Origin of the sequence: Paenibacillus sp. FSL E2-0178 (assembly GCF_038593005.1) — a bacterium.
Lineage (GTDB): Bacteria > Bacillota > Bacilli > Paenibacillales > Paenibacillaceae > Paenibacillus_AQ > Paenibacillus_AQ phytohabitans.
The window spans coordinates 3,286,104-3,306,052 of the sequence record NZ_CP151953.1; the positions used below are offsets into that span (position 1 = coordinate 3,286,104).

20 protein-coding genes are annotated in these 19,949 nt (G+C 52.0%); 3 read left to right on the top strand and 17 right to left on the bottom strand.

What is annotated here, in order from left to right; all coding sequences use genetic code 11:
- Positions 1 to 9 precede the first annotated feature (9 nt).
- From MHI42_RS14385 to MHI42_RS14440, 12 genes are all read right to left on the bottom strand, one after another.
- Entirely contained in the window at positions 10 to 156 is a 147-nt protein-coding gene (locus tag MHI42_RS14385; protein ID WP_342424232.1) for a hypothetical protein, read from the bottom strand.
- Positions 157 to 222: 66 nt separating this feature from the next.
- Positions 223 to 1,137 (bottom strand): GNAT family N-acetyltransferase, encoded by a 915-nt coding sequence (locus MHI42_RS14390; RefSeq protein WP_340988854.1) that lies wholly within the window; start codon positions 1,135 to 1,137, stop codon positions 223 to 225.
- Positions 1,138 to 1,982: 845 nt separating this feature from the next.
- Positions 1,983 to 4,145 (bottom strand): Tex family protein, encoded by a 2,163-nt coding sequence (locus MHI42_RS14395; protein WP_342424744.1) that lies wholly within the window; start codon positions 4,143 to 4,145, stop codon positions 1,983 to 1,985.
- Positions 4,146 to 4,837: 692 nt separating this feature from the next.
- Positions 4,838 to 6,049, bottom strand: a complete 1,212-nt coding sequence (locus MHI42_RS14400; RefSeq protein WP_342424233.1) for an MFS transporter — start codon at positions 6,047 to 6,049, stop codon at positions 4,838 to 4,840.
- A 322-nt stretch (positions 6,050 to 6,371) separates the two neighbouring features.
- The gene (locus tag MHI42_RS14405) at positions 6,372 to 7,013 is read right to left on the bottom strand and encodes a TetR/AcrR family transcriptional regulator (RefSeq protein ID WP_342424745.1); all 642 of its coding nucleotides are present in this window, start codon (positions 7,011 to 7,013) and stop codon (positions 6,372 to 6,374) included.
- A gap of 206 nt (positions 7,014 to 7,219) precedes the next feature.
- Complete coding sequence (locus MHI42_RS14410) at positions 7,220 to 7,570, bottom strand: type II toxin-antitoxin system PemK/MazF family toxin (protein WP_019913013.1); 351 nt, start codon at positions 7,568 to 7,570, stop codon at positions 7,220 to 7,222.
- 3 nt (positions 7,571 to 7,573) lie between these two features.
- Entirely contained in the window at positions 7,574 to 7,855 is a 282-nt protein-coding gene (locus MHI42_RS14415; RefSeq protein WP_039307597.1) for a ribbon-helix-helix protein, CopG family, read from the bottom strand.
- A gap of 212 nt (positions 7,856 to 8,067) precedes the next feature.
- Positions 8,068 to 9,249: an alanine racemase gene (alr, locus tag MHI42_RS14420; RefSeq protein ID WP_342424234.1), complete on the bottom strand. Its 1,182-nt coding sequence runs from the start codon at positions 9,247 to 9,249 to the stop codon at positions 8,068 to 8,070.
- Between the two features lie 182 nt (positions 9,250 to 9,431).
- A complete protein-coding gene (locus MHI42_RS14425) occupies positions 9,432 to 10,514 on the bottom strand; it encodes an outer membrane lipoprotein carrier protein LolA (protein ID WP_342424235.1) in 1,083 nt (360 codons plus the stop codon).
- A gap of 299 nt (positions 10,515 to 10,813) precedes the next feature.
- Positions 10,814 to 11,713, bottom strand: coding sequence for a DUF4367 domain-containing protein (locus MHI42_RS14430; protein WP_342424236.1), 900 nt, complete (start codon positions 11,711 to 11,713; stop codon positions 10,814 to 10,816).
- The gene (locus tag MHI42_RS14435) at positions 11,710 to 12,273 is read right to left on the bottom strand and encodes a sigma-70 family RNA polymerase sigma factor (protein ID WP_342424237.1); all 564 of its coding nucleotides are present in this window, start codon (positions 12,271 to 12,273) and stop codon (positions 11,710 to 11,712) included. Before MHI42_RS14435 ends, MHI42_RS14430 begins: the two co-directional genes overlap by 4 nt.
- 194 nt (positions 12,274 to 12,467) lie before the next feature.
- A complete protein-coding gene (locus tag MHI42_RS14440) occupies positions 12,468 to 13,670 on the bottom strand; it encodes an MFS transporter (RefSeq protein ID WP_342424238.1) in 1,203 nt (400 codons plus the stop codon).
- 183 nt (positions 13,671 to 13,853) lie between these two features.
- Between MHI42_RS14440 and MHI42_RS14445 the strand changes: the two genes are divergently transcribed.
- Positions 13,854 to 14,429 carry a TetR/AcrR family transcriptional regulator gene (locus tag MHI42_RS14445; RefSeq protein ID WP_342424239.1) on the top strand — a complete coding sequence of 192 codons (576 nt, stop codon included), beginning with the start codon at positions 13,854 to 13,856 and terminating at the stop codon, positions 14,427 to 14,429.
- 7 nt (positions 14,430 to 14,436) lie between these two features.
- Here MHI42_RS14445 and MHI42_RS14450 read toward each other — a convergent pair whose 3' ends face one another.
- The 5 genes from MHI42_RS14450 to MHI42_RS14470 form a co-directional block, all read right to left on the bottom strand.
- Complete coding sequence (locus MHI42_RS14450; protein WP_342424240.1) at positions 14,437 to 14,619, bottom strand: aspartyl-phosphate phosphatase Spo0E family protein; 183 nt, start codon at positions 14,617 to 14,619, stop codon at positions 14,437 to 14,439.
- A 241-nt stretch (positions 14,620 to 14,860) separates the two neighbouring features.
- Positions 14,861 to 15,496, bottom strand: a complete 636-nt coding sequence (locus MHI42_RS14455) for a DUF3600 domain-containing protein (RefSeq protein ID WP_342424241.1) — start codon at positions 15,494 to 15,496, stop codon at positions 14,861 to 14,863.
- 109 nt (positions 15,497 to 15,605) lie between these two features.
- Positions 15,606 to 16,190, bottom strand: coding sequence for a sigma-70 family RNA polymerase sigma factor (locus MHI42_RS14460; RefSeq protein ID WP_340988864.1), 585 nt, complete (start codon positions 16,188 to 16,190; stop codon positions 15,606 to 15,608).
- Positions 16,191 to 16,251: 61 nt separating this feature from the next.
- Complete coding sequence (locus MHI42_RS14465; RefSeq protein ID WP_342424242.1) at positions 16,252 to 17,157, bottom strand: DMT family transporter; 906 nt, start codon at positions 17,155 to 17,157, stop codon at positions 16,252 to 16,254.
- Between the two features lie 173 nt (positions 17,158 to 17,330).
- Positions 17,331 to 17,747, bottom strand: coding sequence for a MarR family transcriptional regulator (locus tag MHI42_RS14470; RefSeq protein WP_039307558.1), 417 nt, complete (start codon positions 17,745 to 17,747; stop codon positions 17,331 to 17,333).
- Positions 17,748 to 18,067: 320 nt separating this feature from the next.
- Between MHI42_RS14470 and MHI42_RS14475 the strand changes: the two genes are divergently transcribed.
- Both MHI42_RS14475 and MHI42_RS14480 read left to right on the top strand, forming a co-directional pair.
- Positions 18,068 to 18,604, top strand: a complete 537-nt coding sequence (locus MHI42_RS14475) for a DoxX family protein (RefSeq protein ID WP_042134203.1) — start codon at positions 18,068 to 18,070, stop codon at positions 18,602 to 18,604.
- Between the two features lie 208 nt (positions 18,605 to 18,812).
- Positions 18,813 to 19,937 carry a stalk domain-containing protein gene (locus tag MHI42_RS14480; protein ID WP_342424243.1) on the top strand — a complete coding sequence of 375 codons (1,125 nt, stop codon included), beginning with the start codon at positions 18,813 to 18,815 and terminating at the stop codon, positions 19,935 to 19,937.
- Positions 19,938 to 19,949: the final 12 nt, after the last annotated feature.

Here is a 19,949-nt window from a genome sequence, read left to right on the forward strand (position 1 = left end):
ATCCAACAGTTATCCTCCTTGTTCATCAACATATTTAGATTCGGCAATCCAATACACCACAGGTGCAGGAAAAACATTCAGCTGCTCTGGCTTAACCGTAAGCTGGGTGCATTCATACCAATTATCAATACACACTGGCTTTAATTCAACTGCCATACGAACTTCCTCCCAACTTTCACTGCGCGGATATCACTGTGTAGAGGAATTCATCCTAAGTGATTATTAATCCAGCTCCGTATACAATCTGATCTCCTGCCGTCCCGTTTGGAAACCCACGGATGCGTACAGGGACAGTGCCGATTCATTGGTAGTCATGGCGATAAGCTGCGCCTGCTCCAGCCCGTGCTCCTTCAGATACGCCAGGGCGCGGACCAGCAGGGCCTTGGCGATCCCGCGTCTTCTCCATGGCTCACGGACAAACACGTCCTCGATAATGCCGTTCTTATCTTCCTGCCAGACCATCAGACTGCCGGCCACCTTGCCTTCATCCAGTACAACAGCCGATGTCCAAAGCGGATGCTCCTGATACTCCAGCAGACGCTCCAGTCCCAGCGGGACATCCGGCCAGATCTCCGCCTCCAGTTCCAGATAAGCTTCTCTCTGCTCCGGTGAATCCAACTGAACCCACGCTGATTCAAGCCCTGCCGCAAGCTCAACCACGGGTATTGGTTCGTTCAAGTCACGGTGGAGCGTATATAAGCGGCTATGCGGCAGGTAACCCAGATGCTGTGCGAAATAAGTGTTGCAGTTCTCTTCTGCGGCGTAATTCCCCGTACACAGAACCGTTCCGTATTCCCGGGGCAGTGTCCCCTTCAGTTCATGCGCCCGTTCCAGCAGAAGGGAGTAGACACTGTCCAGCAGTCCGATATCCTGTTCACGCCCGGGCAGTGTTTTCAGATTCACAAAAATCTTATGTTTGCTTCCAGGCAGACGTCCCGGAGGAACCACATTGAAGATCTGCAGCTGGCCTTTGGCCACCATTTTATCCCCTTCAAAGGCACAGATTACATTCTCCCAATTGCTCTCCTCCCCTACCCACCAAAAAAGCACATCCTCCTGTGCCGACACCCGCGCATACATTTCCCCAAGCGCCGCCATATCGTTCTGTCCGAAATTCCTGATCACTCTATTGCTCAATACCGGTCCGCCACCTTCTGTTTTTGTTCATCATAACACTGTGTGGAAGAGGGATTAAGATCATTAACAATTATAACTATTCTCTACCGCAGCTTGGCCCGGAACGTTACATCTGCTATTTGGGATTGCCAAAAAACGGCTGCGCTGTTCAAGGAAGCGCAGCCGTCCGGCTGGTCATATGGGTGGTTCTTGGGTTGGTTCTTGGGTTGTTCTTGGGTTGTTCTTGGGTTGTTCTTGGGTTGTTCTTGGGTTGGTTCTGATTTGGGTCTTATTTCTGTCTTGATTGGTTATTAGCCGTGGTGCTTCGTATTCGTTTCTTCTGCTGCTGTATTCGCGGGCTGATCATTATTAACAGGTTAGTTTGCTGGAGCTCCATAGTGACTATCCAAGATCCAGTTGCCCGGGTGCTCCACTCCAGTGTACATGTTGGCATTCTTCCTTGCGGACTCCAGAGACGTTATTTTGCGAAAATAGCCTGTTTTGCTTCCCTTGCGGACTCAGAAGACGTTATTTGATCTTTCGGGCATGCCAGCAGGCCTCGAGTCATGAAATAGAGGCCTTTGAGTCCGCAACCACGATCAAAACGCTGATTTCAGCAAAATAGGGTCATCTGAGTCCGCAACAGTTCGTGCAATAGAGCTCAGACGGTCAGTTTCCGCATGTTCGACATGCCCGGTCCAATGGGCACGGCTTCCCTTGTGCCGCGAGTCTGTGCCGGCCCCGGCATCTGCCGCTTGGCCCTATTTCACGCTGCCGCCCAGCTTGCAGCGCCGGTCTAACTTCTCGCATAGCCAGCCTCGTATACCGCCTGCCCTTGCTTCAACCTGCCAGCGATACCGCCGGCCCTACTTCACGCTGCCAGCCACCTCACGCGGCTGGCGCATGGTCAGGCTGACGCGGCCCTTCTTCAGGTCGACGCCCATCACCCAAACGGTGACATTGTCTCCCACGGAGACCACGTCCATCGGGTGCTTCACGAAGCTGCCGCTCAGCTGGGAGATATGGACCAGCCCGTCGTTCTTGATGCCGATATCGACGAACGCGCCGAAATCGATCACGTTGCGGACGGTTCCCTGCATCTCCATGCCGGGAACCAGGTCCTCGATCTTCAGCACATCCGTGCGGAAGATCGGCAGCGGCAGCTCCTCGCGCGGATCGCGGCCCGGGCGCTGCAGGCTCTCCAGGATGTCGCGCAGCGTAGGCACGCCGACATCCAGCTTCACAGCCAGCTCGGCGGCATCCTGCACCTCCAGCTGCTGCGCTACTTCCTTGCTGCCGAGCTTCTCCACATCGAGGCCCAGCTCGCGGAACAGCCGGTCGACCACCGGATAGGATTCCGGGTGGATCGGCGTGCGGTCCAGCGTGTTATCCCCTCCGGGGATACGCAGGAAGCCGATGCACTGCTCGTAGGATTTCGCGCCCAGGCGCGGCACCTTCTGCAGTGCCTTGCGCGTGGCGAACTTGCCGTTCTCCTCGCGGAACTTCACAATATTCTTGGCGATCGTCGTATTGACTCCCGCCACATAGGACAGCAGCGAGGCCGAAGCGGTATTCACGTCGACACCGACGTGGTTAACCGCCGACTCCACGACGCCCTTAAGGCTCTCCTCCAGATGCTTCTGCGACACATCATGCTGGTACTGCCCGACACCGATCGCCTTCGGGTCGATCTTCACCAGCTCCGCGAGCGGGTCCTGCACGCGGCGGGCGATGGAGGCGGCGCTGCGCTCCGCCACATCCAGGTCCGGGAACTCCTCCTGCGCCAGCTTGGAGGCCGAATACACGCTAGCCCCTGCCTCGTTAACGATCAGGTAGGCCAGCTCAGGATTCCCGACCTCGGCAATAACCTCGGCCGTGAACTGCTCCGTCTCCCGCGAGCCGGTGCCGTTGCCGATTACGATGAGCTGGATGCCATATTTGGCAATCAGCTCTTTGAATTTAGCCGCCGCCTCTTTCTTCTTGTTGTTCGGCGGCGTCGGATACGTGACCGCTACCTCCAGCAGCTTGCCGGTATCGTCCACAACGGCCAGCTTGCAGCCGGTGCGGTAAGCCGGGTCTACGCCCAGCACATGGCGGCCCTTCACCGGCGGCTGCAGCAGCAGGCTGCGCAGATTTCCGGAGAAGATGGAAATCGCCTGCGCCTCCCCTTTTTCCGTCATCTCCCCGCGCACCTCGCGCTCGACGGAAGGTGCGATCAGCCGTTTGTAGGCATCCTCGGTCACGGCTTCGAGCAGCTCTTTGACCGGGGACGGACCCTTCACCAGCTTACGGATAATGAAAGCGTGAATCTTATCGGCAATAATCTCAATGCCGACCTTCAGCACATTCTCCCGCTCCCCGCGGTTGATGGCCAGAATACGGTGCGGCGGCATTTTGTGCACAGGCTCACGGTAGGAATAGTAATTCTCATATACGCTCTCCTGCTCCGCATCCTTCGCTTCGGAGACCAGAATTCCCTGGCTTGCTGTATACTGGCGCACCCAGGAACGGATGGCCGGATCATCGGCAATATTCTCGGCAATGATATCCATTGCCCCTTGGACAGCAAGCTCCGCACTGTCTACACCTTTATCCGCATCTATATATTTGGCCGCTTCTTCATAAGGATTACCCTGGCGGCGCTGCTCCATGATCCAATCGGCAAGCGGCTCCAGCCCCTTCTCCTTGGCAACACTGGCCCGTGTCTTGCGCTTCTGCTTGAACGGACGGTACAAGTCCTCCACTTCCTGCAGCTTCACAGCCTTCATGATCTGCGCCTGTAGCTCCGGGGTCAGCTTGCCCTGCTCCTCAATGCTGCGGATGACATCCTTCTTCCGCTCGCCGAGGTTGCGCAGATATCCAAGCCGTTCTTCGATATCGCGCAGCGCGTTCTCATCCAGCTCTCCGGTCATTTCCTTGCGGTATCGGGCGATAAACGGAATCGTGTTGCCCTCATCCAGCAGCCCCACCGTAGTCCGCACCTGCTTCAGGCTAATGCCCAGTTCCTTCGCAATTGCTGCAGTAATCAGTTCCTGCTCCTGGCGGACAGCCGCATCTTCCGCCGCTTTACCCGCCCCATTAGTATCAACGCTCAAGTATATCCCTCTTTCTATACGCAGTCTGAGTTCATAACTCTCTACTAAAATACTATCACAGTTTGCCGCAGGACCAAAGTTTGGCACGGTAAAGTACCCCCGCAACGCAAGCTACCAAACCGGTGATAACTCAGCAGATTTGCGGGGACCCCAAAGCATATTCCGCCCGGAAGGCGAAATATGCAGCTTACCAAGGTTAATTGGACCCTACCTTGCATACCTTTACCTTTCCCGTTTAAGGTTCCCTCAGGCACCCACCCGCTCTGCAGCAATAGCTGGATAAACGTATCTTATTTTAGCTGTTTTGGAGCATTCGAGTGTTTTAGTTGGATAAACGTCATTTAATTCCATGCATTCCTCAACTTTGGCTAATATGCCTTATATTAAGTGCTGTTTTTCCAACTGCTGTTTCAGAGGGGCTTCTCCACTTATGAGCAAGTGGAACAAATCCAACTCCCTGTCCCGCTACAGCATCCCCTGGCTAATGAGGAGGTTCCCGGTGTACTTACCCGCCCCAGCGGAGTTATACAAAAAACGGCTACACCGTCCCTCGCGGGACAGTATAGCCGATTCATAACCTCTAACGCTTGGACATGGTTGTATAGGTATCCAACCTTCCCCTCCATTTACCGCATCACCGCACTCCGCTGGCTCCGTTTCCGCCGCCCGTAACTCAGCGACATGAGGAAGCAGAGCACCATGACGAGCGCAGCCGCCGCATAAGGGAAATTCACATCCATATCGAACAGGATTCCGGCAACAATCGGGCCGGCAATATTGCCAAGACTGGTGTAGGCAGAGTTCATCCCCATGACAAACCCCTGCTGCGATTCATCCGCCATCTTGGAGAGCTGTGTGCCGACGGCGGGACGGAGAATATCCATCGCCAAGAATACGATGAAGGTCACTGCAACAATAGCTGCGAACCCGTGAACGAACAGCGTGAGGAAGATAGACAGTCCGGCAATGAGCAGACAGATGGAGATCACTCTATTTTCGCCGAAACGGTTCAAAATCCAGCTAAACACCGTAACCTGAACCACCGCACCCGCGATGGAACCGAACGTCAGGACAAACGCAATATCCTTGGGGGTGAACCCGAACTTATGATCCACAAACAGCCCGAACACTGTATCATAATTAGCCAGCCCGAAGGAGAGCACGAATATGATCACCAGACCGAAGAAATAAGGCTCGCGGTAAGAGCGCAGCATCTGCATTCCCAGATTCTCCTTGTTACCCTCATCAGACTTCGCTACATCGCGCTTCTCCGCAGACAGTGATTCCGGCAGAACGGCAAAAGTAATGAGTGCGACAACGGCAGCCGCTCCGGCAGCGACGAAAAAAGGGACCCGGATGCCGAGCTCAGCCAAATATCCGCCAATTCCCGGCCCGATGATGAATCCCGTAGTAATGGCCGCATTGATCAAGCCCATACCTTTGGCGCGTTCTTCAGAAGAGGTCGTATCCGCAACATAAGCCATAACCGCCGGCATAATCATCGCCGCACCCGCACCGCCGAGCATTCTGGATACGAAGAGCAGCCAAGGCACATTAGCCAGACCAAAGAGCAGCTCCGACAAGGCAAAGACAATCAGTCCGGCGATAATGATTTTTTTGCGGCCCATCCGGTCCGACCAGTTCCCGGCAAACGGTGATACCAGCAGCTGCGTCAGGGCAAAAGCGGCCACCAGCAGTCCGACAACACTCCCGCCAATGCCCAGCTCATTCATGTAGGTCGGCATAATAGGGACAACTAGACCAATCCCCGTGAACGCCAAAAATATATTCAACATCAGGAGCAGCATCGCGCCCCGGTTTCTTAGTAATAATGACATTGTAAATCCCTCCGTAATTCCCGGGCAAATCTTCAGGCTCCAGGTGTGCTTCATTTCATGTAATAACAGTCTCTCCCATTAACGGGCGAAGAACTCATAACGGCGCGTGTACAGCTGCTTGCATAACGCCGTGGACAAGACCGACCATCCGGTCTATTTAAAAAATAATAATTTATACGCTTCGCACCGCAAAAAATTATCCCTATCTTTCACGCAGAAACAGCCTGAAAGCGATATGTAATATCGCTGCCTCGAAAGCAATAAGCTCCTATGAATGAAGCTTAGCCGTTTCTGCTTGTGGATTAAAAATCCCGTTTACCGTTCAGCTCTCCCGGGTACGCAGTCCTTGAAGCAGCAGCTGAATGGCCCCGCGGTAATATTCTCTGATATCCTCAGGCCCCTTGGCGAGTGCTGTAATCTCGCTGACCCTGCCGATCCCTTCCAGCATGCCGCTGACGATGGTCACATAGTTGTCCAGATTGCCTGGAATCAGATATCCGGAATCCATACCCTCCTGAAGCAGGTCACGGCAGGCCTGTGAAGCAGATTCGTAGATCTGCGAGAGCCGCTGGCCCATATCATCGGTAAGCGTACGGGATCTGGCGTATTCCTCCAGTGCATGAATCAGCGGATTCTGGAAGTCATTCGCGTAATGATCTCCCAGCGCGAACAGCCTCGCTTCCGTCCCGGTGATCTTGCTCCGCAGCTCCTCCCACTCACAGAGCCACTTCTGGGTATCATCCTCCACCACATACAGGAACAGTTCATCCTTGCTGGGAAAATGATGATACAGGCTGCCCTTGCTGACCTTGGCAGCTAAGCAGACTTCATTCATACTTACCGCACCATAACCCTTATGTGCGAACAAATGTGAAGCATTCTGCAGAATACGGTTCTTGGTTTCTTCTCCATCCGAGCGTCCTTTGATATGTATCCCCCCTATAGACCGACTGACCGGTCTAATTGTAACATAAGGTCAAGCCCTTGCACAACACCCGGTGGGACTGCCAAATAATCCATCCACACAGCGGGGCATTATCTTCAATCATTACTCCGCTACTTTCCGTCGACCCCGAACGTATTCATTCTTATCCTTGTAAAAAAGGCATGCCGGATACAATCTCCGGCATGCCTTTTAGTACAATTATTGATGTCATAGCCCTATAAGGTTCAGAAGTCAATCAGACCCAGGCTGATTTGCAGCGAATCATCCACCAGCTTCATGGTCTCATCGTCCAGGTGGGTGATCTTATCGGTTAAGCGTTGTTTGTCAATGGTCCGAACCTGCTCCAGCAATATAACGGAATCCCGGTCAAAGCCATGGGCAGCCGCATCAATCTCCACATGCGTCGGCAGTTTGGCCTTCTGGATCTGGGCAGTGATAGCTGCCACGATTACAGTCGGGCTGAAGCGATTGCCAATGTCGTTCTGAATGACCAGTACCGGCCTAACTCCGCCTTGCTCTGAACCCACGACCGGTGAAAGGTCGGCAAAAAAAACGTCGCCGCGTTTAACAATCAATATTTACACCCCGCTTACTAAGCGGCCAAGAGTACTGTCTGCATCTTCCTCTGCGAGAAAGGCCTCGCTTGCCATGGTCAAATTAATCTTAGCCATTTCCATGTATCCCCGCTGCATCGACTCCCGGATGGTACGTTTCCTCCGTTCAGTCAAGTACAGCTTCATGGCCTGCCTGATCAATTCACTACGGTTAGAGTTCTCCAATTGAACGATCCCATCCACTTCCTGCAAGAGATGATCGGGCAAGCTGATCATGATTCTTTTGGTGTTCTGCAAATTGGCCACCTTCTCTTCCACCCCCACAAACCTTCTGCCCTTGTGTTCCAGTGTTACAATATACAAGGAATTTTATACAAGGAATATATGCCGCCAGTATATCAAGTATGCTGCATCCCATTATAAACTAGAAATGGCGGTTCGTATAGACTATAAGTCACACGCTCTATACGGGTTAGTCCTTATTTTCAATTCCTGCACAAGGTCCCCTGGTCCGGGCTTCAAGTCTGCAGCAAGGGATTCACGAGGTTGGGTAACATACCTTCGCGTACATATACGCGGGGCACCCGGTGAGCCAGCATACAGATGACTTCGTAGTGAATCGTCCCAAGATGGAGCGCCAGTTCGTCTGCCGTGATCGACAAGGCTCCCTGGCGGCCGATGAGTACAACCTCTTCGCCAGCTTTGATTTGTTCCGCTTCTTCAGCGAAAGATTTGAGTGATACCATACACTGGTCCATGCAGATTGTTCCGACGACAGGAACGCGGCGTCCGCGTATTAGCACCTCCGCTTTGCCCGTTAGCATGCGGGAATATCCGTCAGCGTATCCCACGGGAAGCGTAGCGATAACCTCATCGCTGTCCGTGAAATACCGGGTGCCGTAGCTGATGCCTGAGTCAGGCGGCAGGGTCTTGATATAGACAGCCTGCGTCTTCAGCGTCATTACCGGGTGTAAAGCCACCAGCTCGCGGTTCACCTCACTTGAAGGATAGAATCCGTACAAGCTTATGCCTACACGCACCATGTTGCTGGATAAGAGAGGTGTATCAATGGCCGTAGCGCTATTGCCCGTATGTATGATCGGGATCTTAATATCCATGTCCCGAAGCGTTTCCGCCACGCTCATGAAACGTCGGTGCTGCATCAGTGTATAGCTTTTGTTCTGTTCGTCTGCCTTAGCAAAATGAGTAAACATGCCCTCCAGCTCCGCCTGCGCTACTGAATGCACTTCAGCAATGAAAGCAGATGCGTCGGCCGGCAATAATCCCAGCCTGCCCATCCCGCTGTCAATCTTGATGTGCACCTTCAGCCGGTGCTCCTTCTCTACAGGAAGCGCTCTAACAGCTTCCAGTACTTCCGGTGTGAACAGTGTTACGGTAACGTTATTCTTCCAGGCAACGGCTATTCCTTCAGGGGAGGTGTAGCCCAGCACCAGAATAGGAATTAGTATTCCCGCCTGACGCAGCTCCAATGCCTCATCCAAAAAGGCGACACTAACATAATCCGCTCCAAGTCGTTCCAGCTCCCGGGTCACTTCCACGGCACCGTGTCCGTACGCATTTCCTTTGACGCATCCCATGAATTTGGTCTCCGGCAGCAGTGCCGCCCGGAAAGCCTCATAATTGGCACGCAAATCATCCAGATTGATCTCGGCTACTGTCGGTCGATAGCTTGCTTGCACTTCAGGTTCACCTTCTTACATTGTAGTAAAACATCTACGCTGAAATCGCATAGAACTTGGGGTCTTACTGCAATGGTAATGCTTAGAGAAGGCCCCTGTCAATGTGAGCAGAACCAGCAAAAAAACGGATACTGCGTGTAGAGGAATATTTCCCACGTTGCGCAGTATCCGCCTACTGATATTTATTTACCCGATTGTTCCTCCATAGAAGCGGCTATTTGCATCATTTCCGTAACTGGCAGATTATCACTCGTGATCCGGTACTCGACACCCTCATTCATCCAGGTCAATGTCTGCTGCTCGTCTCCGCTGAGAAGTGCCCAAGTGAACCCGAGATCGATTACACTGCCTGGAGCCAGCGATACCGCACGGTCCAGCGGACGGGCTTCCATAATGGTGTACTGGTAGATGCCGTCATAACGGATAAGCACCGCATGATCCTTGCTGCCTTCAATTTTGTTCGTATCCTTCAGCTTCACGCCTGCCGGAACATAATCCGGCTCGATGATTCCGAAGTCACCCGGTTCTGCCGTAACCGGCTGGCCGGCCTGTTCCCCGTCTTCCGCCACTACCGGATTACCATTCTCATCCACCTCAGCTACAGTGCTCTCCGAAGGTGAGCCCGTGGCCATATTCTTTTGCATATCAAAAGAATCTGCGGCGAATTCCGGATCAAACTTGAAGCTGTCGAAGGTCACGTTAACGACAACCTTGGCTTCGGAATCCGATACCTGAACCTGCTTTGGTTCATAGGTTTTTTTGGCGAGCCAGATCTTCTGGCGGACCAGCGCGCTGCTCTGATAATTCGCAGCTACCTCAAACACATAATTGTCCCCGTCCTCTACGAACTGGCGGTTGTTGTCAGAGACAATTCCCTTGAGCAGCGTCTGGTACAGATATACCTGTCCCTGGCTGTCCGGCCAGTCGCTCTGGAACCGGAAGCTTTTGCCGAGGCTTGGTGTCAGAACGAATACTCCCTCATCATTGCGCAGCACAATCTGCTTCACATCCTTCTGGACATTAGACAGGCTGATCCGGTAGTAGGACGGATTCTTGTACCACACTTCCACTTTGTATTCCTGCGGCTGCTCCCCGGTGTACAAGGTCATCGTGCCTGAGCCTTGATAAGCTCCCTGCTTGCTCTCCAGCTTGTCAGACACACTATTCAAATCCTTGACCACAGAGGCGGCATCCTTCTTCCCGCACCCCGTCAATACTAAGGCCACGCTCATAATGATCGCGAGTACCCATGTTATCCGGCGCATGACATCATCCCCTTAACCTGTTTTGAATGCATTGATTAGTACATGTCTATGAAGGACTTGGCCTCAATATGCAGACGGGCATGACAAGCAGGCGGAGAAGTATTCATCCGGCCGCGAATCCGCTCCGGCCTCCCGGGAATCTTACAATCTATGTATGGTTCCTCTTATTACTTCTTATATAATAGAAACGCTATTTCAAAAAGCACCAGACCGCGTTCCCCGCTACGCTCCGGGGTTGCAGTCTGGTGCTCTGATTCATCCTGTTCCTGATACCTGTTCCCTTCTCCGCTCCTGCCTGCTTACCAGTTGATGGACTCTGCGATCTTCATTACCTCAGCCCGGTCAAGTCCGCGGGTGCTGAGGCCGTACAGTACTCCGTTTGCTTCCCAGTCCAGACCTCTGCCACTGACTAGAACCGCATCGGTTCCCTTGATCTTCACCTGCTCTACCGTACCCTCTGTCGACATTGCAAAGGCGTTGTCCTCATTGGCCAAGCGCAGCTGCATCCAGATCCGCTTCCCCTTCTCCTTGCTGGAGAAGAATAATTCAACAACCTGACCGTTCACGCCTTCCTCGCCCTTGAAGAATTCTCCATGGTCGAAGGCGAAGCCCTCAGGCAGATATTCCGGCAGCTTTACTTTGAAGAGGGCGTATTTGTCCAGCTCCGCAGGCTCCTTGACAGCAAATTTATGCGCTGCCTCCTCCTTCTCCCGCTGCTCCTGCCCGCTCAGTGTAATCCGTTGATCCCCGTCAAAATCCACTATGGCCTCACCGGCTGCATTGAAGATGGCTTCCGGCATGGGGTCGAAGGGATTGACCGGATTGCCTTTCTGATCAAATATTTTGCCCTTCCAGGCATCCGGGAACACCGGCGGAACGCTCGCATCCATCTGACTTACCTCGATGTGTCCCAGATTTACCGACATTAGCACCCGCTCCAGCATCTCCTCCGCAAAAGAAGGCCGGACGAAGGAAACACTTACTATGCCTGCCACCAGCAGGGAAGCCACGATCATGGCCGGACGTCTAAACCGTTGTTTAATATTCATCTTTAATTCCTCCTGTTCCTGTAATGAGCGGCTTCTCACTTGGCGGAGAATGGCTGCCTTATTGGAGTCCCGGGAAAAGTCCTGCTGTGCCAGAAATTGTTCCAGCTCCAGCAGCTCAAGCGAATCCGCTGTCTCCTGCTTGTTCTTCATAGCCCTTCCACACTCCCTATTTCAGATTTCAGTTTCCGCATACTGCGATAGAGAATGACCCCAACGTTGCTCTCCGTCATTCCTGTGACCAGCGCAATTTCCGTATTCTTCAGATCTGCCCCGAATTTCAGCGCGATGATATTCCGCTCCTTCTCACTGAGCGTATCCAGCGCCAGCTTGAGCCTGTCACTGCGCTCGCCTTCGAGAATCAGATCTTCAGGCTCTTTTTTGCCGGATACCAGCTCCCGGATTGCATCCAGTGAGAAGAACCGGTGCCTGGCGCGGCTTCTGTAATAGTCATTCACAACATTCCTGGCAATGGCGAACAGCCATACCTCCAGCGGAGCTCTCTCCGGAGAGTAGCCGGGCAGCTTGGACAATGTCTTCTCGAACACCTGGCTGGCCAGGTCTTCGGCGGTATAACGGCAATTCACCCGGTAGGCAATATAATTGAATATCCGTTTATAGTAGGTTTCAAAAACCGCTGTGAACTCCGGCTCGGTTTCCGTCTTTTCTTGAACTCTTCCGTGAATCAAAGGCAGCAATGCGCGCTCTTGCATCCCTAGAGGCCCTCCCTTCCAGGCTGAATTTACTTGGCCAAGTAATTTACATAAGCTAGTACGCTCTTCATCCCGGTTCCATTACATCACGCGGCAAAATAAAAAAGACAGAGGATCGAAGCTCCCCTGCCTACTTTAGTTATATTCGAAATATCCGGCTATGCGGATTATTGCTGAACACCATGCTCCCGCTCTTATACCAGATTCTTCTTCTCGGTCAAAAAGTACACCAGAGCCAGCACCGGCAGGGCCAGCCCGATCAGTGTAGCCAGACTCCAGCCGCCGTAAGCATAAGCCCAGCCGCCCAGCGAGGAGCCTACTGCTCCGCCTACGAAGAATATCGCCATGAACAATCCGTTCAGCCGTCCTCTTGTTTCATTGCCGAGTGAATAAATCGCCCGCTGCCCCAGCACCAGGTTGCCGGATACACTCATGTCCAGCAGAATGGCCGTTAGAACCAGCAGACCGAGTGTAAGATTCGAATTATCCCGGAGCAGATAAGCCAAGATAAAGGATACGGCGGCAAGTGAGATGGCAAGACCGGTCAGCAGTCTGGTCCAGCCCCGGTCTGCCAGTCTGCCCGCAATAGGGGCTGCCACTGCTCCGCCCACACCGGCCAGTGCAAACAGGGCAATTCCTTGCTGGGACAGGTGATAGTAGCTGGACAAGTACAGAGGAACTGTCGTCCAGAACAGACTGAAGGCGCCGAATAAGCTGGCCTGATAAATCGCCCGGCGCCGTAGAACCGGCGTTTGCATCCACAGTGTACCCAGAGAGCGGATTAATTGGCCGTAATTCAACGTAGGTTCCGGCTTGCGTGCCGGAAGTATGCGGGACAGAAGCAGGGTCAGGAGCGCAATCACAACTGCTGAGACCACAAATATGGACTTCCAGCCCCATAGTCCGGCCATGAAGCTTGCTACCGGCCGGGCAAACATAATACCCAGCAGCAGTCCGCTCATCACATTGCCTACCACACGGCCGCGTTCTTTCTCTGCTGCCAGATAAGAAGCATAAGGTACCAATATCTGCGCAGCTACCGAGCCCAGCCCGATGAACATGGAGGCTGCAAGAAACAACGGAGCATTCGGTGCAAGTGCCGCAGCTGCCAGTGCAGCTACAACCAGAATTAATGACATTACAGCGAGCCGCCGGTTCTCGATAATATCACTGAGCGGTACAATGAACAGCAGCCCGACAACATAACCGATTTGTGTCAGCGTCACAATCAGCCCCGTGGCTCCGGGAGACAGATGAATGGCCTGCCCAATCGGCCCGACCAGCGTCTGTGCATAATAGAGATTTGCCACAATCAGTCCGCAGGATACTGCGAGCAGAAATGTGATCCAACCGGGAACGGCTTTGTGATTCATAGCGGATACTGCTTGTTGTTTCATTAGTAACTCCACCTTTCAATTTTTAATACTGAACGTACAGTTTAGTAATTCCTATGACCAAATAATATACTAAACGTTCAGTATTGTAAATAGGCATTTTTATGTTATACTCCAGTTACAGATCGATCTTAAGTTTGGATGTCGCAGGTTATCTATGTAGTAATCTATTAGGAGGAACGAGCCATGGATAAGAAGAGAGGCCGGCCGCGCAATACGGAGGCGAAGAATGCCATTCTGAACGCTTCATATGATTTATTGCTGGAGATGGGATTCGGTGCAGTGACGGTGGAGAAAATCGCGGAACAGGCTCAGGTCAGCAAAGCGACCATCTATAAATGGTGGCCGAATAAAGCTGCGGTAGTGATGGACGGATATCTTTTTGCCGCCACCGCCAGACTGCCTATACCGGACAGCGGCTCTGTGAAGGAGGATTTGCTGATTCATGCGGGAAATCTGGCCATGTTCCTGTCCAGCCGGGAAGGCAAAGTCATTACTGAACTGATCGGTGAAGGGCAATTTGACGCAGGACTGGCTGAGGCTTACCGCAGCAGATATTTCGGTCCGCGCCGCCAGGAGGCCTGGCAATTGCTTGAACGGGGAGTAGCCAGAGGAGAATTGAAGCAAGAGCTCGACATCGGGAGCTGCATCGACTTGATTTACGGGCCTATTTTTTACCGGTTATTGCTGACGGGGGATGAGCTGAATGAGGAATCGGTCCGAAAGTTAGTCTTGCTGGCGCTTGAGGGAATTCAGGCCTGACTGCTGTTTAACGCTTAGAATCGCGGTTTTTACAGATGACATCCGCTTTGTGATATTCATTAATGAGCTCGTCCAATTTTTTGGACTGTCTGATTACTCTGGGATGCAGGCGGCCGTGCTGCTCTTCCATCTGATTCAGCCGGGTCCGTTCTGCTTCGATATGCTTTTGTATAGCTTCCAAATGATCCATTTTCTTCCCTCCTGCAAATATTTTATAAGGATATGGCGAATTGCAGGGTACTCCGTACAATGCAGTATGGCAAGTGGAAACGGCTTTGCCGTCCTTTTGTAAGGACGGTACCGTTTCAGCGAGAAATAGAAGGATAAGTTATCATGTGAAACATATAAATTCTTATATTTATAAAAAAACCACCGGATATACGGGAATCTTCCCCATCCGGTGGTTTTTGATTTTGTGTATGGCGGCAATTTTAACGGTTAGAAGGCTTTATCCTATACCCCATCTTTTTCAGATATGGATTAAGCTTCTCCAGCAGAGCCGCCTGCTCGGCTAACTCAGCATCCGATACACTGCTATGATCCGGACCGCTTATCCGGGCTGTATACACCTTCCAGTCACCAATCAGCTGCTGAACTGCAGCCAATTCTTCCCCGCTAAACGTCTGCTCTGCCTTAACAAGCAGTTGATCGCTGAAGGCGGCGAAATCCGTATCCGCGGTGCTTTCGGCAGTTACCGGAGCTTCTGCCTGATTCAGCTTGTCATTATACGGCTCAATTGCTGCAGCCAGCTCCTTGTAGCGTTGCTGATCTGCGGCGCTCAGCTTCTCAGGATGAAGTCCCCCCTGATCATCGGCGATCTGCAGATTATAGCCGGCTAACTCATGCAGCAGAGTCGACAATGCAGTGAAGTCTTCCCCGTTCAAACTGGATTTGGCCTGCTGAAGCTTAGCCTCAAGCTGGTCATAATCCTGCTGTGTGCCGCCGATCTTCGCCGTATTGTCCTGCGATCCGTATAGTGAATCCGCCAGATAATTGTAACCGGCATACGCTCCGGTAGGGATAATTAAGGTCGCAGCTACTACTGCCGCTACCAGCCATTTTTTCATGCGTCTTCCTCCTTGTCCGGGTGCAATCCTGTTAAGGATCTCCCCTTTCAGTTCGGGTGGAGCGTGCATATCTCCGGCTTCTTCATGAAGCGCCTGCCGCAAATTGTGCTCAAGACTCATGCAGATCCTCCACCTTCCCTAATCTGATCGTAGTCACCTGATGTTTCCGTCTAAGCTTCTGCAGAGCGGCATGAAGCCGTGATTTCACCGTTCCCAGCGGAATCTGGAGGATGGCAGCGATCTCTTCCTGAGTGTACTCATGCAAGTAATGCAGGATGATGACCTGCTTCAGCTTGTACGGCAAACGGCTTACCATATCGGTAAGTACCCGGTTTGCCATCCGGTCCACAACATCGCTGGCGAGATCATGTTCTATAGTCTGGCTGGTCTGCTCCGCTTTGTTCTGAATCCGGAACTGTCTCCACCTTCTTCGCCTATAGGCATGAATCTGCCGTATCGTGAGCCCCATAAGCCAGGGTCTAAACGCTTGTGTCCTGTCAAATTTCCTAAGTGAACGGTACAGCTCAATATATATCTCCTGCACAATATCCTCTGCATCTGAAACCCCGGAAACGAGGAAACGCACGGCCTTATAGACATCCTGAATAGTCGCCTCGTATAACTCACCGTAAGCTTCACGGCTGCCGGCTAGCGTGAGTCCGATGAGCTGCGAATATGGGTCTGTTGTCTCCATCCGTCATTCCCCCTTCAGGCTTACACTATCTACTTGGAAGAATTCAGGGATTTCGTTCGATTTATTTCGCAGTCTCTTTAGTCCGTGATTTCAAAGAAACCATTACAGTCATAAGTACAACCATTCCCGCTCCCAGTGCCTGGTATAGATTGAAGGGGACGGACAGCCAGATTACGGAGGAGACAATTGCTGAGACCGGTTCCGTACAGGACAGCAGGCTGGCTTCATGCGGAGCAATGTGGCGGAGACTGCCGATGTATAGATAGAAGGCGGCTAATGTGCCTAGCAGAATAACGAATAGAATAGCCAGAATGATAGACAGCGACCAATCAGCAGACGGTACGGACCAGACCGGATGAATCAGACTCATCCCTGCTCCTCCCACAATCATCCCCCAGCCCATCAGCAGTGAAGTGCTGTACAGCTTCAGCAGCGGACCGGAATAGAGCGTATAGAACGTTAAGGACACTGCGGATAGAATCCCCCAGACCAAACCTCTCAGGGGAACGGTCAACTCCGAGGAATCGCCGCCGGTCAGCAGTAAATACGTTCCTGCCAGCGCGAGCAGCGCACCGGTGATATCCAGCGGAGCCAGCTTGGTTTTTCTCCGGATAACAGTGTACAGGAGGATAAACAACGGGGCTAAATACTGCAGCAGTGTGGCGATTGCAGCATTGCCTGACTCAATGGAAGCGAAGTACGTGTACTGTACCCCAAGCATACCCAGCAGCCCGAACAGCAGCATTTGTAGAACGAATCTCCGGTCCAGCCACAGCTTCCATACCTGCGAGCCCTCCTTGCGGAGTGTAAACATCAGGAACAGGGCTCCCGATACCAGCAGTCTCAGGGTCACCAGCCAGGCCGCAGGCAGCATGGCCTGCTGGAACAAATGCTGGGCGACCGTCCCCGATATTCCCCATAATAACGCTCCGCCGGAAGCCATAATAATTCCTCGGGTCCGCAACATTAACTCCACCCCTCCTGCGTATATGTATAGATATTTAGTGTTAATTATACGGAATTACCGGCTGACTCTTCTGGTAGATAGATCATATCTGGCGGAGCATATCCCTTTTATTCTTCACAGCAAACAGAGCCTTTCGTTCTCGAAAGACCCTGCTTCTCCGGCATGCACTTGTATTACAGCTTAATCTTGGCAAGCAGGCTCATCAGCTGCTGCTTCTCTTCAGGAGCGAACTCCTCATAGACCGCTTCCAGCAGCGATTCGGATACCGCCTCGAACACCGGCTGCAGCTCCCGTCCTTTTGGAGTAAGAGATAATCTGAAGATCCGTCCGTCCTGCTGGTCCTGCTCCCGCCTCACGTAATCCAGCCGCAGCAATTTGTCCACTAATGCCGTAATCGTAGACTTATCCTTATCAATCCCACGGGACAACTCGTTCATTGTAAGAGCTTCCCGGGCAAACAGCTGATACAGAATATCTCCGTGCGATGGAGCGATGCCGTGAATATCATGCTTTTTCAATTCCTGTTCAATGAACTTATTTCCGCGTCGGTGAATACGGCCAATGACCGCCAATACATTTTTTTCATTCATATCTTATATGGTAGATTTATATAAATTAGGTGTCAAGCGGCTTCGTCCAGCCCTCTAAAAGTATATATAATCCGGGTATTGAAAATTTTAGTTTGATATAAAATTTTATTCGGATTTTGTGATTTATATCACACTAATTGTGAAAAAAATCACTTAAAATTAAGGTATCGAAGATGATCATCCGATACACAGATAAAGATTTTCAGGATAGGTAGCTCACAGACAGTTAGCCAATAAAACTTAAGCCAATGCTTCCGAAGTGAGTTATGAACGACGTGACTTGCAGAAGGTATGCTAACTAAACTTTAGGAGTGGAGAGTATGTTCAACAACTGGTTTCGCACAAACAAAGCAGCTATGGTGCTGCTCACAATAGTACGTCTATATGTAGGTTATCAATGGATTGAAGCAGGCTGGCACAAACTTACCGGCGGTTTCGATGCTTCTGGCTTCCTGAAAGGGGCCATTGCCAAAAGTGTCGGTGAAGATGCCACTGTACAAGCCTGGTGGGGCAGCTTCCTGCAGCATGCGGCGCTTCCCGGTGTCAATTTCTTCAATCTGCTGGTTCCTGCAGGTGAATTTCTGGTCGGACTTGGCCTGATTCTGGGCACCTTCACTACCTTCGCCGCTCTGATGGGAATCGTTATGAACTCTGCCTACCTGCTCTCAGGCACGGTCAGCACCAACGTCCAGCTGCTGCTTATGGGAATGATCATTGTGGTCTCGGCGGCCAATGCCGGCAGAATCGGTCTTGATTATTGGGTCCTCCCTTACCTGCGCAGCTTGTTCCACAAGAAGGATCATACTCCCGCAGCCCGGCCTCTGGCTCCCGTTCAGGCTATGAAACGTTCCGTATAACTAAATTAATAGACTGTATCTTAAAGGACCCGCAAGAAAAGGACAGCATCCGCTTCCTTCTCCTGCGGGTCTTTGTCATACGCTTAGCGCGCAGAGCAGGTAACCGTAACAGGCTTGTCTTATCTTTGTTAACAGAACGTGACCCGCTAGCGGAGTTTTTCATTTATAATAAAATGGATTGGAATTTCCAGACTCCGGAGGTTATCTTATGAAAAAATTAATTGCCGCTTCCGCTATCGCCCTGCTCCTCGCAGGCCCTGCGGCGGCTTCATCCATAAATATTGCCCATTCTGCTGCAGCTCCGCTATCCCTTAAGGTAGACGGACAAGCCGTTCTTCCCCAAGTTCCGCCATTTCATTCCAATGGGATATTATATGTACCGGCTCTTGCCCTGATAGAGTTTTACCCTGTCCAGCTGCAATGGAATAATGTCCTCAAGCAGCTTACTCTCACGACTGGCTGGGATAATAAAGTCCTTACCCCCGGCAGCTCCTCTATCCAGGTCCGCTATACACAAACAGATGGAAGTTATAAAGATAGCCTGGAGGCTCCTGTTATTCTTAAGGCCGGACATGTATATATTCCGGCAGATAGTCTGAATTCGCTTACGGGTGCTACCACAGAGCTGGAAGCGGGAGGAACCCGGGTCGCGATTACTCCGGGCAGTCTCAGCACAACGGTCAGGGTTCCCGCTGAACCCCTCGTTGTGGCCGGGGATAATGCCAAGGTCAAGCTGTATGCCGCGCTGAAGGACGGCAACACCTACAAAGGATTCATCCTGGAAGTGAACGGCAAGAAGCACAGCTTCGACTGGACCGTAGAGAGAGATTTCTCGAATCCGCCCCAGCTCTTCTATGCCGATGTAGATTCTGACGGGAAGCCTGAAGTAACGGTTGTGTTCACAGTGGGTACCGGAACTTCGCTGGTAGTGCAGGAAGTACATGTGGTCAAGCCTGAACAATGGCAGGAGCTGTCCGTGCCTGCTGCGGACCAAGCAGCTTCTGCTGTAGTATCCTCCAGCATTTCGCTGGATAAGAAGGATGTGCTGCTGAAGCTTGAGCTCCAAGGTGATAAGCCATCTAAAGTGACGATGCGAATTCCGGACCGGGCAGAGGATGGATTGAAATATTTCGGCAAGACTGCCGGTATTGGTGCTGTTACTTACTACTCGGTGAAAGACGGCAAGCTATTAGCAGATACCAGCCTAATGGTAGGCATGACCGAGAGCATGGGGACGCTGAAGCTGGAATACAAGGCAGGGACAGCGGGGATGGAGCTTGGCTCAATCACTTTTGAACCGCATGATACCACTCAGCAATTTGTAGAGAAGTAACCTGCGGAGGAA